Source organism: Phyllobacterium myrsinacearum (assembly GCF_014138285.1).
Taxonomy (GTDB): Bacteria; Pseudomonadota; Alphaproteobacteria; order Rhizobiales; family Rhizobiaceae; genus Phyllobacterium; species Phyllobacterium myrsinacearum_A.
In genome coordinates this window covers 79,114-98,679 of record NZ_JACGXN010000006.1, presented here as the reverse complement: position 1 = coordinate 98,679, position 19,566 = coordinate 79,114, and the positions used below count along the sequence as shown (strand labels likewise).

Here is a 19,566-nt window from a genome sequence, read left to right as displayed (position 1 = left end):
AACATCAATAACAACAAGGACTGACAACATGCTTGACTGGACCAACACCGAAGCTGCCGCCAACTCGGCACGCGCCATCCACCCCGCCCTTGCACCGGATCAGGCACCCGCCGCCGATGCCACGGGTCTTGGCGATATCGTACGCGGCGGTGGCCGTGTACGCGTCGATGACAAGGCGATGATCAACTCACGTGCCGACGTCAATCAGTTGCTGCCGCTCAAATATCACTGGGCCTGGGAGAAATACCTTAACGGCTGCAACAATCACTGGATGCCGACTGAGGTATCGATGCAGGCGGATATCGCCCTGTGGAAATCCAAGGATGGGCTGACTGATGACGAACGCCGCATGATCAAGCGCAATCTCGGTTTCTTCGCGGCATCCGAGTCACTTGTTGCCAACAATATTGTGCTGGCCATCTATCGGCACCTGACTAATCCGGAATGCCGCCAGTATTTGCTGCGTCAGGCTTTCGAAGAAGCCGTTCATACCCATACGTTCCAGTATATTGTCGAAAGCCTTGGCCTTGATGAGGGTGAGCTTTTCAACATGTACCGCGAAGTGCCTTCCATCACCGACAAGGCGGCATGGGCGCTCAAGCACACGCAGAACCTCGACAATCCCGACTTCAAAACCGGCACACCGGAGATGGACCAGCAATTTCTGCGTGATCTCGTGGCTTTCTACGTCATTTTCGAAGGCATGTGGTTCTATACGGGCTTTGCCCAGATCCTGTCGCTCGGCCGACGCAACAAGATGGTCGGCATTGCCGAACAGTATCAGTACATCCTGCGCGACGAGAGCATCCACATGAATTTCGGTATCGACGTGATCAACCAGATCCGTCACGAGAATCCGCATCTGTGGACGAAAGCCTTCACCGAAGAATTGCGCGGGATGATCCGGGATGCCGCAGAACTCGAGGCTTCCTACGGCCGCGATACGATGCCACGCGGTTTCCTCGGGCTGAATGCTGCCCTGTGTGAAACCTATATGCACTTCATCGCCAACCGCCGCTGTGCCCAGCTTGGCCTCGCCCAGGTTTTCCCTGATACGGACAATCCGTTCCCGTGGATGTCGGAAGCCATGGATCTGAAGAAGGAAAAGAACTTCTTCGAAACCCGGGTTATCGAGTACCAGAACGGTGGAGCGCTGGCATGGGATTGATGAACACGATGCCCGCTCCCGAAGACGTATTCGTCGCGTGGCTGATGCACCAGCCGAGGAATGCCGATCTTGTCGTTGCAGCCAGTGCCGAGGTTGCACGGCTGCAGTCCTATGCCAGCCATCCGGGTGCCAAACGACTGCATGACCTCTTTTGTGCACTGATCCGCGAGAAGAAAGCATCGGCCCGGCCGCAGAGCTCGCAGACCAAGCAATGAAACGGAAGGTTCTCATCATCGGCATCGGGGCTGGAAACCCCGATTACGTCACCATTCAGGCGGTCAATGCGCTCAATCAGGTCGATGTGTTTTTCATTCCGGACAAGGGTGCCCAGAAGGAACAGCTTGCGCGTATCCGCCGCGAGATTTGCGAGCGCTTTATCACTGACCACGACTACCGCATGGTCGATTTTGAAACGCCCGTCCGTCATAAGCCGTCTTCAACCTATCGCGCCAGTGTCGAAGATTGGCACGACAAGGTCGAGGCGACCTATGAGCATCTGCTGCTTGAGGAACTTGGTGACGGCGAGTGCGGGGCGTTTCTCGTCTGGGGTGATCCGTCACTCTATGACAGCACGCTGCGGATTCTCGATCGGCTCAATGCCAAGGGTGGCTTCGAGCTGGAATATGACGTGATACCGGGCATAACCGCCATTCAGGCGCTGACGGCGAAACACAAGGTCGTCCTCAACCGTATCGGCGAATCCATCACCATCACCACGGGTCGCAAGCTGGAGGAGGGGTTTCCCAACAATTCGGAAAGCATTGTCGTCATGCTCGATGGCGATGGCGCGTTCAAAAACATCAAGGAAGACGTCGACATCTATTGGGGTGCCTATGTCGGCACGGAAGACGAGATTCTTCTTTCCGGGCGGTTGCGTGATGTTGTCGATGAGATCGAACGGCTGCGCACTGTCGCACGGCAACAAAAAGGCTGGATCATGGATACGTATTTGTTGAAACGGCCCGACCAAAATTAGCGTATTGCAGGCGTCTTGGCTGCTCATGACAGGATGCCGCAGCTACGACAGAACGTGCCGCCAATAGAATTGATTTGTTGACATAAAGATATCTTTATGTGAGTTTATGCTTCTCATCCCAAGATGGCCAAGAGGCGTTTGAGTTATGAACATTGCAGTCGATAATCTGTTCGGTCCCATGGGCGCTCCACGGGATGGCTCGGAGGTGTTTGAAGCGCTGACCAAAGCGGCGCAGGAGCGCATCCTGATTCTCGACGGGGCCATGGGCACGCAGATTCAGGGCTTGAGCCTGAACGAGGATGATTTTCGCGGCGACCGCTTTACCGATTGCTCCTGTCACCTGCAGGGTAACAATGATCTTCTGATTCTGACGCAGCCCCAGGCTATCGAGGACATCCACTATGCCTATGCCATGGCTGGTGCAGACATTCTCGAAACCAACACGTTCTCGTCCACGACCATCGCCCAGGCTGATTACAGCATGGAAGAGGTCGTCTATGAGCTGAACCGCGATGGCGCACGTCTTGCCCGCCGCGCGGCGATCAAGGCCGAACAGAAGGATGGAAAACGCCGCTTCGTGGCCGGGGCACTCGGACCGACGAACCGCACTGCGTCCATTTCGCCTGACGTGAACAATCCCGGCTATCGGGCGGTCACCTTTGATGATCTGCGCATTGCCTATGCGGATCAGGTGCGCGGCCTGATGGACGGCGGGGCCGATATTATCCTGATCGAGACGATCTTCGACACGCTGAATGCCAAGGCGGCGGTGTTTGCTACGCAGGAAGTGTTCGAGGAAAAGGGCGTTACTTTGCCCATTATGATCTCCGGCACGATCACTGATCTCTCAGGCCGCACCTTGTCCGGGCAGACGCCGACGGCGTTCTGGCATTCCGTGCGCCATGCGGAGCCATTCACCATCGGCCTCAACTGTGCGCTCGGCGCCAATGCGATGCGCGCCCATCTGGCTGAAATCTCCAGTGTGGCCGACACGTTCGTCTGCGCCTATCCGAATGCCGGTCTTCCCAACGAATTCGGGCAGTATGACGAGACTCCCGAGGCCATGGCGGAACAGCTGGAAGGCTTTGCCAAGGAGGGGTTGCTGAATATCGTCGGCGGCTGTTGCGGTTCGACGCCGGATCATATCCGGGCGATTGCCGAAGCTGTCAGCAAATATCCGCCGCGCCAGATTCCGGAAATCTCCACGCATATGCGTCTGTCCGGCCTTGAGCCGTTCACGCTGACCAAGGACATTCCGTTCGTCAATGTCGGCGAGCGCACCAACATCACCGGTTCGGCCAAGTTCCGCAAGCTGATCACCGCAGGCGACTTTGCGACAGCGCTCGACGTCGCACGCGATCAGGTGGCCAATGGCGCGCAGATCATCGACATCAACATGGATGAAGGCCTGATCGACAGCGAAAAGGCGATGGTCGAGTTCCTCAACCTCATTGCCGCCGAGCCGGATATCGCCCGCGTACCCGTCATGATCGACAGTTCCAAGTGGGACGTCATCGAGGCCGGTTTGAAATGCGTACAGGGTAAGCCGCTCGTCAACTCCATCTCCATGAAGGAAGGCGAGGAAGCTTTCCTTCATCATGCCAAACGCGTCCGTGCTTATGGTGCCGCCGTCGTGGTCATGGCCTTCGATACGGAAGGGCAGGCTGACACGCTGGAGCGCAAGGTCGAGATCTGTACCCGCGCCTATGAGCTTCTGACCAAGGAGGCGGGTTTCCCGCCTGAGGATATTATCTTCGATCCGAATGTGTTTGCTGTTGCCACGGGTATCGAGGAACACAATGGCTATGGCGTTGCATTTATCGAGGCGACGCGTCAGATCACCGAAACGCTGCCGCATGTGCATATCTCCGGCGGCATCTCAAACCTGTCCTTCTCGTTCCGCGGCAATGAGCCCGTTCGTGAAGCCATGCATGCGGTATTTCTTTATCATGCGATCCAGGTCGGCATGGACATGGGCATCGTCAATGCCGGACAGCTGGCGGTCTATGAGTCCATTGATCCGGAATTGCGCGAGGCCTGCGAAGATGTCGTGCTCAACCGCCGCGACGACGGGACAGAACGGCTGCTGGATTTGGCCGAGCGCTACAAGGGATCAGCAGGCAAGGAAGCGCGTGAGCGCGATCTCGCCTGGCGCGAATGGAGCGTGGCGGACCGCATTTCCCACGCTCTGGTCAATGGTATCACCGAATTCATTGATGTTGACACGGAAGAGGCGAGGCTTGGTTCCGCTCGGCCGCTGCATGTGATCGAAGGCCCGCTGATGGCCGGCATGAATGTGGTCGGCGATCTCTTCGGTGCCGGCAAGATGTTCCTGCCGCAGGTGGTGAAATCTGCCCGCGTGATGAAACAGGCTGTGGCTTTGCTTCTGCCGCATATGGAAGCGGAAAAGCTTGCCAATGGCGGCACGGGCGAACGTGAAAGCGCCGGCAAGGTGCTGATGGCGACGGTCAAGGGTGACGTGCACGACATCGGCAAGAATATTGTTGGCGTCGTTCTCGCCTGCAACAATTACGAGATCATCGACCTCGGCGTCATGGTGCCTGCCACCAAGATCCTGCAGACTGCAAAAGAGCTCAATGTCGACATTATCGGCCTGTCCGGACTGATTACACCATCGCTCGATGAGATGGTGCATGTGGCATCCGAGATGGAGCGCGAAGGGTTCAACATTCCGCTGCTGATCGGCGGGGCCACGACAAGCCGCGTGCATACGGCGGTGAAGATCAACCCGCGCTATCACAAGGGGCAGACGGTCTATGTGACCGATGCGAGCCGTGCTGTCGGTGTCGTCTCCCAGCTTCTCTCGCCGGACACCAAGGGCGGCTTTGTCGATAACATCCGCAGCGAATACACCAAGGTGGCCGAGACCCATGCCCGCAACGAGGCCGACAAGCAGCGGCTGTCGCTGGAAAAGGCGCGGGCGAATGCACACAAGATCGACTGGTCGGGCTATGAACCACCGAAGCCATCGTTCTTGGGAACTCGGGTATTTGAAAATTACGACCTCGAGGAATTGTCGCGGTATATCGACTGGACACCGTTCTTCCAGACGTGGGAGTTGAAGGGCCGCTATCCGGCTATTCTACAGGATGAAAAGCAGGGCGAGGCAGCGCGGCAATTGTTTGCCGATGCACAGGCCATGCTGACCAAGATCATCGACGAGAAATGGTTCAATCCGAAAGCCATTATCGGTTTCTGGCCAGCCGGTACCGTTGGTGATGATATCTGTCTGTTCACCGACGAAACCCGCAAGAGTGAACTTGCAACCATGTACACGCTGCGCCAGCAGCTGTCGAAGCGTGATGGCCGTCCGAATGTCGCCCTGTCGGATTTCGTCGCGCCGGTGGCGAGCGGAAAACAGGATTACATCGGCGGTTTCGTTGTAACGGCAGGCATCGAGGAAATTGCCATTGCCGAACGGTTTGAACGGGCCAACGACGATTATTCGTCCATTCTGGTGAAGGCGCTTGCCGACCGGTTTGCGGAAGCATTTGCCGAATTGATGCACGAGAAAGTACGTAAGGAATTCTGGGGTTATGCTGCCGATGAGACCCTGAAGCCAGACGAACTGATCGGCGAGCCCTATCGCGGCATCCGTCCGGCACCCGGCTATCCGGCGCAGCCCGATCACACGGAAAAAGACACGCTGTTCAGCCTGCTTGACGCAGAAAAGCAGATCAACGTTCGCCTGACGGAGAGTTATGCCATGTGGCCGGGCTCGTCCGTTTCGGGCATCTATCTCGCCCATCCGGAATCCTACTATTTCGGCGTGGCCAAGGTGGAGCGCGATCAGGTCGAGGATTATTCCAAGCGCAAGGCGATGCCGATCGAAGAGGTCGAGCGCTGGCTTGGCCCCATCCTCAATTACGTTCCGGCCCCGCGGGTTCAGGCGGCAGAGTGAAGGTAATTGCGGGGAGGGGCTCCCAGCATGCGTTTGAACATGGTGGTAAAGGCGGGAACGCTGTTGTAGCCAAGATCAAGCGCAACACTTGTTACCGCCTCGCCTTCGGTCAGACGCGGCAAGGCTGACAGCAGACACGCCTGCTGCCGCCATGTCGAAAGGCTCAAGCCCGTTTCCTTGCGGAAGATGCGCGTGAAGGTGCGGCGGCTCATTCCCAACTGATCAGCCCAGCCATCGATATTGGTATGAGGCGAGGGGTCTTTCAGAAAACCCCGGCAAAGCGCCGCAAGCCGTGCATCCTCCGGGAAAGGCAGGCCCAGCGGGCGTTCTTCCAGATTGGGGATCTCGTGCAGGAGCAGCCCCATCATGAAGATCGTGCGCGGGCTCGTTTCCTGTTCCGCAGGCGAGGCCACGACTTCGCGGATCAATGTATCCATAAGGGGCGTCAGGGCCACCACATGCAGATGGCTCTTCAGCCCCTCGACGGCTTCAGGGCGGACATAGATGGAATGCATGGCGACATCACCATGCATATCGACCGCATGCCCGATCCCGGCCGGAAGCCACAAGGCATGGTGTGGCGGTACCATCCAGCGGCCGAATTTGGTCGTGACCATTACCACGCCGGTCATCGCGTGCAGCAACTGGGACAGGCTGTGACGATGCTCGGGGACATGACATCCGGAGGGATAATGTGCCAATCCGGCAACAACATCCCCCTTCGACTGCTCGAGCCACTCAAGCCGCTGCAGATGTACGCGCCCCAGCTCGGTGCCGTGGAAACTCATCTCGGGAAATTTCAAATACAGCATGGTTTGGCCCACTCGCGAAAGAAGTAGACCAAACCACGAAGGCAGGTTTCATGCAACAGGTATATCAGGGTGGCGAAGGGTGACGCGAAGCACGCAATCAAAGCCCTCATTCTCCGATGGAACGCCCGATATGACCGATACATCCTTACCTGCGCAGCGCTCATCCGCTGAAATAACTGCCTTCGGCATCATTTTTGCCGTGAGCTTCTGCCATCTGCTCAATGACATGATGCAGTCCATGCTCTCCGCCATCTATCCGATGCTCAAGACCAATTATGGACTTGATTTCAAGCAGATTGGCCTGCTGACCTTGACATTCCAGGTTACGGCTTCGCTGTTGCAGCCTGTGGTTGGAACCTATACCGACAAACGTCCGATGCCCTATTCCCTGCCGGTCGGTATGGGCTTTTCGCTCGTCGGCCTTGGTTTGCTGTCGATCGCCACGCACTATTCGATGCTGCTGATTGGCGCCGCCTTCATCGGCATTGGCTCTTCCATTTTCCATCCGGAATCTTCGCGTGTGGCGCGTCTGGCATCCGGTGGACGCCACGGCCTTGCCCAGTCTCTGTTTCAGGTCGGCGGCAATTTCGGTACGGCGCTCGGGCCTCTGCTCGCTGCCTTCATCATCCTGCCGCGCGGCCAGCAAAGCATTGCCTGGTTCTCGGCAGCAGCACTGATTGGCATGATCGTCCTGTATCAGGTCGGTAACTGGTATCAGCGCTACCGCGCCGCCAACTCGAAAAAACCGCCAGCCAGCCGCGCCCTGAAACTGCCGCGCCGCAAGGTGACGATGTCGCTGATCATTCTCACGCTGCTGGTTTTCAGCAAGAACATCTATCTGGCAAGCATATCCAGCTACTACACGTTCTATGTGATCCACAAATTCGGCATCACGGTGCAGCAGTCACAGCTGATGCTCTTCCTGTTCCTTGGTGCTGCTGCTGTCGGCATCATTGGCGGCGGGCTGGTCGGTGACAAGATCGGCGTCAAGACCGTCATCTGGTTCTCGATCCTTGGCGTACTGCCCTTCACGCTGTTGATGCCCTATGCAAACCTGTTCTGGACCGGTGTGCTGACCGTGTTCATCGGCCTCATCCTGTCTTCTGCATTCCCGGCCATCGTGGTGTTTGCTCAGGAACTGGTGCCGGGACGGGTTGGCATGATTGCGGGTATCTTCTTCGGCTTCGCTTTCGGCATGGCCGGCATAGCCGCCGCCGTTCTCGGTGTCGTCGCTGACAACAAGGGCATCGACTTTGTCTATATGATCTGCTCGTACCTGCCATTCCTTGGCCTGCTGACCATCTTCCTGCCGAGCATGCGTGAGGTGAAGGGTGAAAGTGCAGTAATGCCAGCCTAGGTATCCCTGCGATTGTTGCGGCGCTGCGACAGTTGCGGAAATAATGAGGCTTCAACCTTAGCGGGTCCGGATCGCAGATGATCCGGGCCCGTTTCCAATTGGTTCAATGATTTCAATTGGTAAAGATGATTTCTTTATTCATATTTTTTTACTTAGAGCAAAACCTTCTGGAAGCGTTCTAAATCATTGTAGTTGTGTGCTATTTCAGATCACTTTAAGTCAGATGCATGACTTTTCAACCGCGTATGAGCACCAAGATCAATGGTTTCTCGGTCGTGGGAGGGCTGCAACAGCGCTCCTGGGACGGCGTTGTGGCTGATCTTTTCAGCGTGGATTGTGCCCCGGATGCCAGTGGCCAGTACGAGGCCAGAGACCCGCGGCTTTTCATTGTTCTCGATGGTTTGAAGACAGGCAAGTTCAACGTACGGCTTGGCGCCGAGAGCAAGGATCTGGCCGGTGAGGGCGTCACCAATCCCATGTGCTATGTGCCCGCCGGAATGCCGCTCTGGGCACGGCTCGACAACGTGAAACACATCCGTCACATCGACCTGCACTTCAATGTGAAAAGCCTCGTCAAACGTTTTGGAGAGGACATCGACCTGACGGCCATCACGCGCCCGCGCCTGATGTTTTCCGATGCCCGGATCCTGTCGCTCGCCAATCTTCTCGCTGGCGAGTGTGCCAATAACGAACCGCTGCATCAGCTCTACGGTGAAAGCCTTGCGATCGCCGTGTTCTCTGTCCTGTTCGACATCAAGGCCAAGACCGAGCGCAAGCGCAGCCGGCTTGCGCCATGGCAATTGCGCCGTGCCACCGATTACATGGAAGCGCACTGGATGCAGACGATCCGTTTGCAGGAACTGGCAGAACTGACCGGATTGTCACAATCGCATTTCGGCCACGCCTTCAAGGCATCCACCGGAATGCCGCCACACCAGTGGCAGATGAGCATCCGCATCCGGCGTATCGAAGAGATGCTGCTGCGAACCAGCCACAGCCTCAACCACATCGCAGAACTGGCGGGCTTTGCCGATCAGGCGCATTTCACGCGCGTTTTCCGTCAGCATACGGGGCTCACTCCAGCGGCGTGGCAACGTTCACAGAAATAGCGTGAGAAGCCCGACAGGCGCCGGACTTTAGCCCAGAAACATTCAATGATCCGTGTTTTCAGACAAGACCCACTGATATAGTTGAGTTAAATATTCATAATATCTTTCAAGCGGCATGACGATACCTGCGCGGATGGGCGGCGTGCAGGACTATTGGATCATTTGGGGCAATACACAATGACAGTAAAGAACAAGGTCCGCTGGGCAGGTTTTCTCCTAGCCGGTACGGCACTCGGGCTCCTGCAGCCGGGCATCGCCATGGCGCAGGAACCCGTGCTTCTGAAAGAAATCGTCATCGACGGCGGCGGCACCGCGACCGGCCCGGTCAAGGGCTATGTCGCCAAAAAGACAACCGTGGGCTCAAAATCCGATATGGCGATTACCGCCATTCCACAGTCGGTTTCCGTGGTTGGCCAGCAAGAATTGCAGGATCGCGGCGTCAAGAAGGTTGACGAAGCCTTGCGCTATACAGCAGGCATCACCGCTTCGCCCTTCGGTGAAGACCCGGATACGGACTGGATTTTCATTCGCGGCTTCCAGGCCACCCAGACCGGCATCTTCCTCGATGGCCTGCCGCTTTTCGGCTACGGATTCGGCGGCTTCCAGCTTGATCCGTTCATGCTGGAGCGCGTTGAAGTTCTTAAAGGCCCTGCTTCCGTACTTTACGGCGGCGCCAATCCGGGCGGTATCGTCAACATGGTCAGCAAGCGCCCGGAAAAGGACCGCTTCGGCCGTATCGAAACCGGCGTCAACCAGTACGGCAATGCCTATCTCGGCGTGGATGTCGGCGACAAGATCGATGAAAATGGCGTGTGGACCTACCGCTTCACCGGACGGATTGCCGGGGGCGAGCAGCAGACGGATTTTGCCAAGGATTTCCGCGGCTCGGTGATGCCGCAGATCACATATGAACCGTCAGCTGACACAAAAATCAATGTCTTTGGTCAGTTCTCGGCGCTCGACCAGACCCACGCCGGCGGCGCGTTTCTGCCTTACGTTGGTACAGTTATTGACGCCCCATTCGGCAAGATCAGCCGCAAGGCCAATTTCACCGAGCCTGGTATCGATGACGGCACCAACCGCCAATACATGATCGGTTACGAAGCTGAACACACATTCGACAACGGCTGGAAGCTCAGCCAGAACGTTCGCTACGGCCATCAGAACAAGAAAGAAACCAGCCCTTATCCGTATGGTTACGTCGATCCCGCTTATCCCTATGGCGGTGGCCCGAACCCTACGACACCCGACAATCAATTGTATCGCATTGGCTTCAACCACGACACCAAGGTCGATACGTTTCTGATGGACAACCGGGCCGAGAAAGAATTCACGACCGGAGCCCTCGAACACAACTTCCTGTTTGGCGTCGACTACAAGTATTTCAAGATCGATCAGGTTCAAGCTTCGGGCGGCGCTACGCCAATCAGTGCGAACAATCCGGTCTATGGTACACCGCAGGGCCCGACCAGCGTGTACCTTGATCAGGTTCTGAAGATGAACCAGATTGGCGTCTATGCACAGGATCAAGTGCGGTTCGGCGATGGCTGGCTCGTCACCCTGAATGGCCGGTACGATTACGTCAGCATCAAGTCAGATTCGGCAGAAGGCCCGTTCTTTCCGCTGGGGCCAACCTACAACTATAACAAAAGCGCCGTGAGCGGCCGTGTCGGCCTCGGTTATGAGTTTTCCAATGGCATAACGCCCTATGTCAGTGCCGCAACATTTTTCAATCCTGTGATTGGCACCACCCTGGAAAAACCCCTGAAGCCGGAAGAGGGGTATCAGTTCGAAGCGGGTATCAAATACGCACCCGATTTCGTTGATGGTTTGCTGACTGCATCGGTTTTCCAGATCACCAAGCAAAATGCCCTTTCGCGCATTCCCGGCACCTTCATCGACACACAGTTGGGTGAGGTCACATCGACCGGGCTGGAACTGGAAGGTAAGGTCAATATCGACCAGAACTGGAAAGCTCTGGCGTCGCTGACTGTGCTCGATATGGATATAACCAAGGATGAAGATTCCGCATTGGTTGGTAACTGGCCGACAATCGTCCCTAAAGTGTCGGCATCGTTTTGGTTGGACTATACGGTTGACCAGGGTCCCTTGGAGGGCGTCAATCTCGGGGCAGGCGTCCGCTACCAAGGCGAATCCTATGCCAACAAGACCAATACACTGAAGGTTCCCGATGCCACATTGTTTGACGCGACAATCCGGTACGAGAAGGACACCTGGGGCGTTGCCCTCAATGTTACCAACCTTTTCGACAAAGCCTATGTGAAGGGATGCGACGGAGAGGCGGTCTGCGGCTACGGGGACGGCCGGACGATCACGCTGTCAGCCCATACCAAATGGTAGTCAAAAAACAGCTTTCATAAACACATGCTCATTCGGACACCCGCGATGCTTTAGCATTGCGGGTGTTTCGTTTGGCAGGCCCTGCTGACTTGTTTTGTCAGGAGGTGGTTTGAAAACCTGTTCCGATCACCATATAAGGAAAACAATTCTTCCAATGATGGTCGGGTCTCTTATTTCATTCCCCAGAGACGTCACGACTGAAAATTCCGTTCGGACAGGTCTCATGTCATCAGCCATATCGGTTTCCAATCTGCACAAAACCTATGATTCAGGTTTTGAGGCACTCAAGAACATCAATCTCGATATCCATCACGGCGAAATCTTCGCATTGCTTGGGCCAAACGGTGCGGGCAAGACAACGCTGATCAGCACCATCTGCGGCATCGTCAACCCGACATCGGGAACAATCCTCGCCGATGGCCACGATATCCAGAAAGAATACCGCGCTGCACGCACCAAGATCGGCCTTGTGCCGCAGGAACTGACAACGGATGCGTTTGAAACGGTATGGAACACGGTAAGTTTCAGCCGGGGCCTCTTCGGAAAGTCATCCAATCCCGCCCATATCGAGAAGATTCTGAAAGAGCTCTCGCTCTGGGACAAGAAAGACAACAAGATCATCACGCTGTCGGGCGGCATGAAACGCCGCGTCATGATTGCCAAGGCGCTCTCGCATGAACCGGAGATCCTGTTCCTTGACGAGCCGACCGCCGGCGTCGACGTCGAGCTGCGGCGTGACATGTGGAATGTGGTGCGCGCGCTGCGCGAGTCCGGTGTAACCATTATCCTGACGACCCACTACATCGAAGAAGCCGAACAGATGGCCGATCGCATCGGCGTCATTAACAAGGGCGAGATCATCCTTGTTGAGGAAAAGAGCGAACTGATGCGCTCACTGGGCAAGAAACAGCTTCGGTTGCAATTGCAGGAGGAGCGCAAGGCCGTGCCGGAGGCACTTGCCAAGTACGGGCTCGAACTGACACCCACCGGCTGCGAGCTGATCTACAGCTATGATGCGCACAAGGACAAAACCGGCATTGCCTCCCTGCTCAAGGATCTGGACAAGGCGGGCATAGGGTTCAACGATATTCAGACGAAGCAAAGTTCTCTTGAGGAAATCTTCGTCAATTTGGTGAGAGAACGCAAATGAACCTCCACGCTATCCGTGCAATCTACCTGTTCGAAATGCATCGCACCTGGCGCACGATCATGCAGAGCATCATCTCGCCTGTCATTTCGACCAGCCTGTATTTCGTCGTCTTCGGTTCGGCGATCGGCGGGCGAATTCCTGAAATCAACGGCGTCAGCTACGGCGCATTCATCGTGCCGGGGCTCGTCATGCTGTCGCTGCTGACGCAGAGCATTTCGAACGCATCCTTCGGCATCTACTTTCCCAAATTCACCGGAACGATCTACGAACTGCTGTCAGCACCCGTCTCCTATTTCGAGATCGTTGTTGCCTATGTCGGTGCGGCAGCGTCGAAATCGATCATTCTCGGCGTGATCATTCTGGCTACGGCCGCATTGTTCGTGCCGATGCGGATCGAACATCCGTTTGTGATGGTGCTGTTTCTGGTACTGACTGCCGTTACCTTCAGCCTGTTCGGCTTTATCATCGGCATATGGGCTGATGGCTTTGAAAAACTGCAGCTGGTGCCGTTGATGATCGTCACGCCGCTGACATTCTTGGGCGGAAGCTTCTATTCCATCGACATGCTTCCACCATTCTGGCGCACAGTCACCCTGTTCAACCCAGTGGTCTATCTCATCAGTGGCTTTCGCTGGAGCTTCTACAGTGTGTCAGATGTGCATATCGGAACCAGCCTTGGCATGACTGCCGTGTTCCTCGTTGTCTGCATTCTGATTGTTCGCTGGATGTTCAAGACGGGATACCGATTGAAGAGCTAGGCTACTCTTCCCAACGCTGAGATGGATCGCGATCATCAGTCGTATGATTGCGCTCCTCCGAGCAGAGAAAATCGGCGGAGGTTTCTTCCGGCTTCACTGCGGGAAATATGTCATCGCCCCGGACAGCATGGTAAGCCTTGCTCGCCATTGGCGATCGTTCTTCAAACAACACCTTGACTGCAGGACTTGGCATTTCCCGGGCCTCACACGTTACGCTCTACCAGAGTTGAGCATGATGTCGGAAAAACTGGCCTCGAGTCGAGTCCTTTCACCGGCCCCAAAGCCCGTAGATGACCAGAGCAACGAACAGGGTCACAAAGGCTGCAAACGCAATATGCAGTTTTACGAGAAGGCTCTTGGTTCCTGAAATGCGAAGATGCAACGGCCGGGTCTTCTCCGGACGGGCGCGCAGGCGCATCCGCGCCAGTATATCGTCCAAGGCCTTGCAACCATCGAGTTCATCCTCATGGGAGGCTATAAACCGGAACAGGGCTGCATCAAAAAGCAGATAGCCGGTGAGGAACAGCGTGATCAGGCCGCCAATCATCATGAGGGGCCATAACCCGGCAAACAGAGCGCCGCCCTTGTCGGCAATGATTGAAGTGCCGACCATGAGAATACAGGTCAGCACGCCATAGGTTACCGCCCTCTGTCTCAGATGATGAGCGAACTCTGCCGCATCTTCCTCCATTGGCACCTCTTTTCCGGCTTGAAACAAACAGCCGCAGCCATCGTATTCTATGACTATATATGATTAGCCACAATCGGCATGTTCCAGGAACAACACTCGAAAATGTGTCAGGAAGCAGCGTCAGGATCTTGATCTTATAGCGTAAAGCGGCGGAACACTCCTTGCAGGGCAAACGCAGTGGCTATGGCAATTCCGCCGGCGATCGCCACGGGAACTGCGGCCATCGTCCAGCCACCGCGGTCCACAAGACTGCCAACAACCACTGGTCCGATCATCTGGCCAAGATTGCTGCCCTGCATCACGAGACCAACTGACATTGCTGCGAGGTGTGGTTCAGGCACCGCTCTTGGCGCCGCACCCATCATGGCCGACGGCAAACAACCACCCACACCTGAAAAGATGACGCAAAGACCAAAGATCACCCATGTAGGCGCCGGAAGGATGAACACGGCGATACCCGTGACTGTCATGACAGCGCTTGCACCGGCAAGCAGCAGCGCGCGGGGTACGCCCCGGCGCAACGCGACGCCAGCACCGATATTGCCGGCGATATTAGCGGCGATGGCAAACGCACTCATCACGCCTGCCGTTGCATGCGACACACCGATCCGTTCAACCAGCAAAACCGGCAGGAAACTGAACAGCGCAAAGAATTGCAGGCCATACATGGCGAACATCAGCGCGAGAAGCAGCGGGCCGGCCGACGTAAGGGTTTTGCGGGCATTTTCTGCAATGATCGCAAACGTTGCCGGGGCACTCTGCGATCTCTCCCGGGGTACCAGAATGTGGACAAGAACCGCAAAAAGGCTAGCAACGGCCGCATTGGCAAACCAGAAAACGCGCCAGCCATCAATGGCAATGCCGAGCAGAAGCGCCAGTGCCATTCCAGCCGGCATGTAGCAGCTCCAGAATGCGAAGACGAGGTCGCGATCCTGTTTGGTTGCAACGCGATTGAGGATGGCTGACCCTGAAATCACCACCAGAAGCAACCCGGTTCCTTCCAATATCCGAGCAGCGAGCAGGATGCCGAATGTCTCGGTAGAAGCGCCGATCGCGCTCCCTGCCGCGATGGCGAACAACCCGGCAACAAGCAGATTCCTGTCGCCAAAACGGGTCGTGGCGGCACCTACGGGGATGCCGCCCACAACGGCGAGGAGGGCGAAAATCGACATGACCCATCCGGCCTGCTGAAGATTGAGATGAAAATCAGTGCGCAAGGCAGGAATGGCAATAGCGGCTTTCCCCACCTGAAGCGCTGCAACAACGCCGCTTGCAATGACAAGGATTGTCGAAAGGCGATTGGTTCTGGCGATGGGAAGGCTGGCAGTGTCAATTTCTGTCACGGTGCATATCCAAAGTTGATATCCGTTGGATATTGTCACGGTCGCTTCATCGATGATATTGACAAAATATGAGATGATATGATCGATTTAATCGATCATGCTCGATGCACTGACTCTGGACCAGATGCGTATGTTCATTGCCGTCACCGAGACGGGGAGTTTTCGCGCAGCCTCAACTCAACTGTCCCGCGTACAATCTGCCATCAGTCATTCGATAGGCGGTATGGAAACGCAGCTTGGTGTCATGCTGTTTGACCGCTCCGGCCATCGCCCCGTTTTGACGTCGGAAGGACAGGCGTTGCTCGCCGATATTCGGGCCATCCTGTTGAAGGTCGATACAATGCGAGCCCGCGCCCGCGGATTGGGCGAGGGACTGGAACTCGGCATCTCCATCGCACTTGACCCGCAGTTTCCCGTCGAGCTTGCAGCCCATGCATTGAAGACGATGCAGGATGCCTATCCCTCGGTTGGAGTGCGATTGACAATCGCCCCTATGGGAACCCCCATCGCAGCCCTGCGTGAACGCCGCTGCACTATTGCCATTATGGCATTTGACATGCCGGATCCGATGATTGAACTGGAAGAACTGGCTTTTCTCTGGCGTGTTGCTGTGGTTTCGCCTCATCACCCCTTGGCAATACGCGCGGCGCAGGGACCTGTCATCACTGCTGCAGAACTGGCTGATCACGTTCAAATCGTTGGCGAAGACCCGTCGCATCTGACACAGGGACGTGATTTTCATGTGCTTTCGCCACGAACCTGGCGGGTCAGCGACAACGACACCAAGCGGGTGCTCATCCTGAAAGGCATCGGTTGGGGTAACCTTCCCATCTGGCTGGTTAAACAGGATCTGAAGGAAGGACGGCTGGTGCGGGTGCCCACCGCCGAATATGGCCGGAATGGCGAAACGGTGTTGCGCGCCTATATAGCGCACCGCTGCGATGAACCGTTGGGACCGGCCTCACGGCTGTTCCGAAAATCCCTTGTCGAACAGGTAAAGCTGGGGAAGATCGCCCGGCCCTGAACTTTCATTGCGCCCCATTGCTTCTGGAAAACATGATTCGAGCTGACCATCGTGGTTGTACATACAGCCTTTCTGCACTAGGTGCTAACCACAGACGCAATTAATCTTTGAGGGTAATACAACGCTCTACCCTTGCTGGTGCCCAATTTTCGCAGCACCACAGAGCGCAATGATGGCCGACAGGTCCAACTGCTCGGGTTTCTTTTGCCTGAGCGGACGTAAGAAAAAGAAAAGGAAACTAACAAAATGCCAGGATTCCGTTTTGCCATTGCGGCTGTCATGACCGTGTTCATGGCCCTGATGATTTCAGCTTGTTCGGACAGCGAAGCCACTCAACGCAAGGCATTCATCGACTTTCTGCAGACACGCATCGTCGACAAGAAGGGCGTGAGCGTGCCGCAGCTGACGGCGGAAGAGACAAAGTCCCTTGGCAATTATGCAGGCCAGTACAAGATAATCACTGATTTTCATGCAGCCATGAACGAAAAGATCAGCAAGCCAATGGAAGCCCTTACTGCCAAAGGCGCAATTACCTCCATTGATGACGCCATGAACCGCAAGGAGGACATCAAAACCGCCTATGCCGGATTGAGCGCCCTGCGCACGACCATGGATGAAGAGCAGACCACCGCTGACAAAGCCCATGCCGCATTAAAGCAGCCGGAAGACCTCAAGCCCGTCTTCGACAAGGCCTATGAGAAGACCGTCAGCAATCTCGCCAACACCTATAAGGAAATCTTTCCGGCCACGAGCGCGACCTTTGACATTCTCCTGAAGGTCGTCGATTTCGTCGATCAGCATAAGGACAAGATAACAATTTCCGGCTCGATGTTTGAGGTATCTGATCCCACAGTTCAGGCACAGTTGAACACCCTGCTTGAACAGGTCAATGCCAAGGGACAGGCGATGGCCGAAGCGCAGAAAAAAATGCGGGCGGCAATCTACGGCAATTAACCAACCCGACCACGGGCGGCGACGGGGGCAATGTCAACAACCTCGTCGCCTGATATCAGCACGATGCTGTCGAACAGGTTTGACACGACACAGGCATGATTGGGGATGATGCGTACCCGGTCGCCGATTTGCGGCTTCGATGCACAAGCCGATACATCGATCGTCCCATGCTCCTCGCTGAGCGACGTGATGACAGCATCGGGAAACTCGACGATCCGTCCAAACCCTTCCATCCCGAAAGTATCGCTTGAAAGCGATTTTGAACCGGCATCGATGACCGCGCGGTTTTCCGTCGGGCGGCTGACAACCGTTGCGAGAACGGTGAGGGCGCAATCGTCCCAGGTACCTACGTTCTTTGCGACCTGAAACCGGTCCATATAGATATAGGTGCCAGGCCGGTGTTCCGTAGCTGCCGTCACCTCATGGGCACGCCACATGTCAGGTGAGCCGCCATTCGAGATGATGCGCGGGTCAAGCCCGGCATCGATGCCCTTCTGCTTCGCTGTGGCCAGCCAGGTCTGATTCTCCGATACAGCACCCGCTTTCGGATAGGTCATGAACCCCGCAAAGGTAAGGCCATCAGCGGCATCGATCGCCTTCGCCAGTGCAACCGCGTCATCCGGTGTCTGCACACCGCAACGCCCCATGCCCGTGTCACATTCAACCAGAACCTCGAGCGGCTTCGGCGAGCCCGCAAATGCAGCCGCAAGTCCGTTTACCGTCGCCGCACTGTCAGCCGTCACGGCGATCTTGATCCGGTCGTTCAGGGTAACAAGCCGGTCGAGCTTGGCTTTCCCGATGATATTGTAGGGAATGAAGATGTCGGTCAGACCGGCATCGGCCATGACTTCGGCCTCGCCCAGTTTCTGGCACGTGATTCCGACGGCACCGAGTTCGACCTGCCGCTTGGCAAAGCGCGGCAGTTTGTGTGTCTTGATATGCGGGCGTACCGCCAGCCCATGTGCATCGGCGTAGGTCTGGAAACGCTGCAGATTGGCGTCGGCCCGGTCCACATCGATAAGGACGGCAGGCGTATCAAGGTCGGACAATTTCAATTCTCAATCTCCAAGCGGAAGGTTCGGAGCATCGCTTTTTTGCATGCCCTGAAGGTTCTTGATGCGGCGCATGCGTTCCACCGCAGGTGCACCAATTTTCTCTGCCACACTCATGGCCAGCATATCGGTGAGGGCAAGCAGGGCGTAGCGGGCGGGCGAGGGCCGGTAGACATTCGTGCCCTCCTCAATATGAAAAGGCAAGATCAGCTGCGCCGCCGCCGCCAAAGAAGAATTGGCAGCCGTAAAAGCAATTGTTTTCGCCCCGTAACGTCCCGCAATGGTCACGGCATCGATGACTGGCTTGACCTCACCGGACAGCGAATACGCGACAATAACCGTATCCTTGTTGCTGGTCGCCGCGGTCATCTGCTGCATTTCGCCGTCAATATGCGCGGCGGCGGGAAGGCCCAGTCTGAACAAGCGGTTTTCGAGCTCGGTCGCTGCCATGGATGAAGCACCGCCTGATCCATAGGCGCGAACCATGCCCGCGCCGGCAACGATAGTGGCGGCTTGATCAAGATCAGCTCGGTTTATCAGGCCTGTCACGGTCTCGATAGCGTTCATGGCACTGCTGGCGATGATGGAGGGAACGCCATTGCCGGTAGAAGCATCTGCCGGATTGACCGAGATGAACCGCCCGGCAATCGCCAGGGACTGTGCGAGGCCAACTTTGAAATCGCGCGTGCCTTCGAAGCCGAGCATGCGGCAGAAACGGGTAATCGTCGGCTCGCTGACACCCGCCTTTTCCGCCAGCCGTTCGATCGAAGCATGGGTGGCAAAATCCGCATCTTCCAGTACGGCCGCAGCCACCCTTTGATCGGAGCGCTGGCCATTCTCGGCGATTTCACGCAGCCGGGCAACGATATCAAAATGCGGCGAAGCCATT

17 protein-coding genes are annotated in these 19,566 nt (G+C 56.2%); 11 read left to right on the top strand and 6 right to left on the bottom strand.

Going from position 1 to position 19,566, the window contains the following annotated elements; genetic code table 11:
- Positions 1–28 precede the first annotated feature (28 nt).
- The 4 genes from FHW16_RS18070 to metH all read left to right on the top strand — a co-directional run bounded on the left by FHW16_RS18070 (position 29) and on the right by metH (position 6,066).
- Positions 29–1,168 carry a ribonucleotide-diphosphate reductase subunit beta gene (locus FHW16_RS18070; protein ID WP_182550665.1) on the top strand — a complete coding sequence of 380 codons (1,140 nt, stop codon included), beginning with the start codon at positions 29–31 and terminating at the stop codon, positions 1,166–1,168.
- Positions 1,159–1,383 carry a hypothetical protein gene (locus tag FHW16_RS18065; protein WP_182550664.1) on the top strand — a complete coding sequence of 75 codons (225 nt, stop codon included), beginning with the start codon at positions 1,159–1,161 and terminating at the stop codon, positions 1,381–1,383. The genes FHW16_RS18070 and FHW16_RS18065 overlap by 10 nt, the downstream gene beginning before the upstream one ends.
- Positions 1,380–2,144, top strand: coding sequence for a precorrin-6A synthase (deacetylating) (gene cobF / locus FHW16_RS18060; RefSeq protein ID WP_182550663.1), 765 nt, complete (start codon positions 1,380–1,382; stop codon positions 2,142–2,144). Before FHW16_RS18065 ends, cobF begins: the two co-directional genes overlap by 4 nt.
- A gap of 145 nt (positions 2,145–2,289) precedes the next feature.
- Positions 2,290–6,066 (top strand): methionine synthase, encoded by a 3,777-nt coding sequence (metH, locus tag FHW16_RS18055; protein ID WP_182550662.1) that lies wholly within the window; start codon positions 2,290–2,292, stop codon positions 6,064–6,066.
- Here metH and FHW16_RS18050 read toward each other — a convergent pair.
- Positions 6,051–6,878: an AraC family transcriptional regulator gene (locus FHW16_RS18050; RefSeq protein ID WP_246711836.1), complete on the bottom strand. Its 828-nt coding sequence runs from the start codon at positions 6,876–6,878 to the stop codon at positions 6,051–6,053. The genes metH and FHW16_RS18050 overlap by 16 nt on opposite strands.
- A 130-nt stretch (positions 6,879–7,008) precedes the next feature.
- Here FHW16_RS18050 and FHW16_RS18045 point away from each other — a divergent pair, with 130 nt between their 5' ends.
- The 5 genes from FHW16_RS18045 (at position 7,009) to FHW16_RS18025 (ending at position 13,613) form a co-directional block, all read left to right on the top strand.
- A complete protein-coding gene (locus tag FHW16_RS18045) occupies positions 7,009–8,235 on the top strand; it encodes an MFS transporter (RefSeq protein ID WP_182550661.1) in 1,227 nt (408 codons plus the stop codon).
- Positions 8,236–8,462: 227 nt separating this feature from the next.
- Positions 8,463–9,344, top strand: a complete 882-nt coding sequence (locus FHW16_RS18040) for a helix-turn-helix domain-containing protein (protein WP_182550660.1) — start codon at positions 8,463–8,465, stop codon at positions 9,342–9,344.
- Positions 9,345–9,521: 177 nt separating this feature from the next.
- Positions 9,522–11,705 (top strand): TonB-dependent siderophore receptor, encoded by a 2,184-nt coding sequence (locus FHW16_RS18035; RefSeq protein WP_182550659.1) that lies wholly within the window; start codon positions 9,522–9,524, stop codon positions 11,703–11,705.
- Positions 11,706–11,928: 223 nt separating this feature from the next.
- Positions 11,929–12,855: an ABC transporter ATP-binding protein gene (locus FHW16_RS18030; protein WP_182550658.1), complete on the top strand. Its 927-nt coding sequence runs from the start codon at positions 11,929–11,931 to the stop codon at positions 12,853–12,855.
- The gene (locus tag FHW16_RS18025) at positions 12,852–13,613 is read left to right on the top strand and encodes an ABC transporter permease (RefSeq protein WP_182550657.1); all 762 of its coding nucleotides are present in this window, start codon (positions 12,852–12,854) and stop codon (positions 13,611–13,613) included. Before FHW16_RS18030 ends, FHW16_RS18025 begins: the two co-directional genes overlap by 4 nt.
- A gap of 1 nt (position 13,614) precedes the next feature.
- On the opposite strand, the gene FHW16_RS18020 is transcribed toward FHW16_RS18025, so the two are convergent.
- The 3 genes from FHW16_RS18020 to FHW16_RS18010 all read right to left on the bottom strand — a co-directional run bounded on the left by FHW16_RS18020 (position 13,615) and on the right by FHW16_RS18010 (position 15,647).
- Positions 13,615–13,806: a hypothetical protein gene (locus tag FHW16_RS18020; RefSeq protein ID WP_182550656.1), complete on the bottom strand. Its 192-nt coding sequence runs from the start codon at positions 13,804–13,806 to the stop codon at positions 13,615–13,617.
- 75 nt (positions 13,807–13,881) lie between these two features.
- Complete coding sequence (locus FHW16_RS18015; RefSeq protein ID WP_182550655.1) at positions 13,882–14,304, bottom strand: hypothetical protein; 423 nt, start codon at positions 14,302–14,304, stop codon at positions 13,882–13,884.
- 134 nt (positions 14,305–14,438) lie between these two features.
- Positions 14,439–15,647: an MFS transporter gene (locus FHW16_RS18010; protein ID WP_210278190.1), complete on the bottom strand. Its 1,209-nt coding sequence runs from the start codon at positions 15,645–15,647 to the stop codon at positions 14,439–14,441.
- A gap of 97 nt (positions 15,648–15,744) precedes the next feature.
- On the opposite strand from FHW16_RS18010, the gene FHW16_RS18005 reads away from it, so the two are divergent.
- Both FHW16_RS18005 and FHW16_RS18000 read left to right on the top strand, forming a co-directional pair.
- Entirely contained in the window at positions 15,745–16,671 is a 927-nt protein-coding gene (locus tag FHW16_RS18005) for a LysR family transcriptional regulator (protein ID WP_182550654.1), read from the top strand.
- Positions 16,672–16,917: 246 nt separating this feature from the next.
- A complete protein-coding gene (locus FHW16_RS18000) occupies positions 16,918–17,625 on the top strand; it encodes a DUF3053 family protein (RefSeq protein ID WP_182550653.1) in 708 nt (235 codons plus the stop codon).
- Here the strand turns inward: FHW16_RS18000 and FHW16_RS17995 are convergent.
- The gene (locus tag FHW16_RS17995; RefSeq protein ID WP_182550652.1) at positions 17,622–18,680 is read right to left on the bottom strand and encodes a D-TA family PLP-dependent enzyme; all 1,059 of its coding nucleotides are present in this window, start codon (positions 18,678–18,680) and stop codon (positions 17,622–17,624) included. The genes FHW16_RS18000 and FHW16_RS17995 overlap by 4 nt on opposite strands.
- A gap of 3 nt (positions 18,681–18,683) precedes the next feature.
- Positions 18,684–19,565, bottom strand: coding sequence for a MurR/RpiR family transcriptional regulator (locus FHW16_RS17990; protein ID WP_182550651.1), 882 nt, complete (start codon positions 19,563–19,565; stop codon positions 18,684–18,686).
- Position 19,566: the final 1 nt, after the last annotated feature.

Coding starts and splice junctions, on each gene's coding strand:
- FHW16_RS17990 (WP_182550651.1), bottom strand. CDS start 19,565: ATGGCTTCGCCGCATTTTGATATCGTTGCCCGGCTGCGTGAAATCGCC.
- FHW16_RS18025 (WP_182550657.1), top strand. CDS start 12,852: ATGAACCTCCACGCTATCCGTGCAATCTACCTGTTCGAAATGCATCGC.
- FHW16_RS18000 (WP_182550653.1), top strand. CDS start 16,918: ATGCCAGGATTCCGTTTTGCCATTGCGGCTGTCATGACCGTGTTCATG.
- FHW16_RS18005 (WP_182550654.1), top strand. CDS start 15,745: ATGCTCGATGCACTGACTCTGGACCAGATGCGTATGTTCATTGCCGTC.
- FHW16_RS18015 (WP_182550655.1), bottom strand. CDS start 14,304: ATGGAGGAAGATGCGGCAGAGTTCGCTCATCATCTGAGACAGAGGGCG.
- FHW16_RS18065 (WP_182550664.1), top strand. CDS start 1,159: ATGGGATTGATGAACACGATGCCCGCTCCCGAAGACGTATTCGTCGCG.
- FHW16_RS18070 (WP_182550665.1), top strand. CDS start 29: ATGCTTGACTGGACCAACACCGAAGCTGCCGCCAACTCGGCACGCGCC.
- cobF (WP_182550663.1), top strand. CDS start 1,380: ATGAAACGGAAGGTTCTCATCATCGGCATCGGGGCTGGAAACCCCGAT.
- FHW16_RS18020 (WP_182550656.1), bottom strand. CDS start 13,806: ATGCCAAGTCCTGCAGTCAAGGTGTTGTTTGAAGAACGATCGCCAATG.
- FHW16_RS18045 (WP_182550661.1), top strand. CDS start 7,009: ATGACCGATACATCCTTACCTGCGCAGCGCTCATCCGCTGAAATAACT.
- FHW16_RS18050 (WP_246711836.1), bottom strand. CDS start 6,878: ATGCTGTATTTGAAATTTCCCGAGATGAGTTTCCACGGCACCGAGCTG.
- FHW16_RS18030 (WP_182550658.1), top strand. CDS start 11,929: ATGTCATCAGCCATATCGGTTTCCAATCTGCACAAAACCTATGATTCA.
- metH (WP_182550662.1), top strand. CDS start 2,290: ATGAACATTGCAGTCGATAATCTGTTCGGTCCCATGGGCGCTCCACGG.
- FHW16_RS18035 (WP_182550659.1), top strand. CDS start 9,522: ATGACAGTAAAGAACAAGGTCCGCTGGGCAGGTTTTCTCCTAGCCGGT.
- FHW16_RS18040 (WP_182550660.1), top strand. CDS start 8,463: ATGACTTTTCAACCGCGTATGAGCACCAAGATCAATGGTTTCTCGGTC.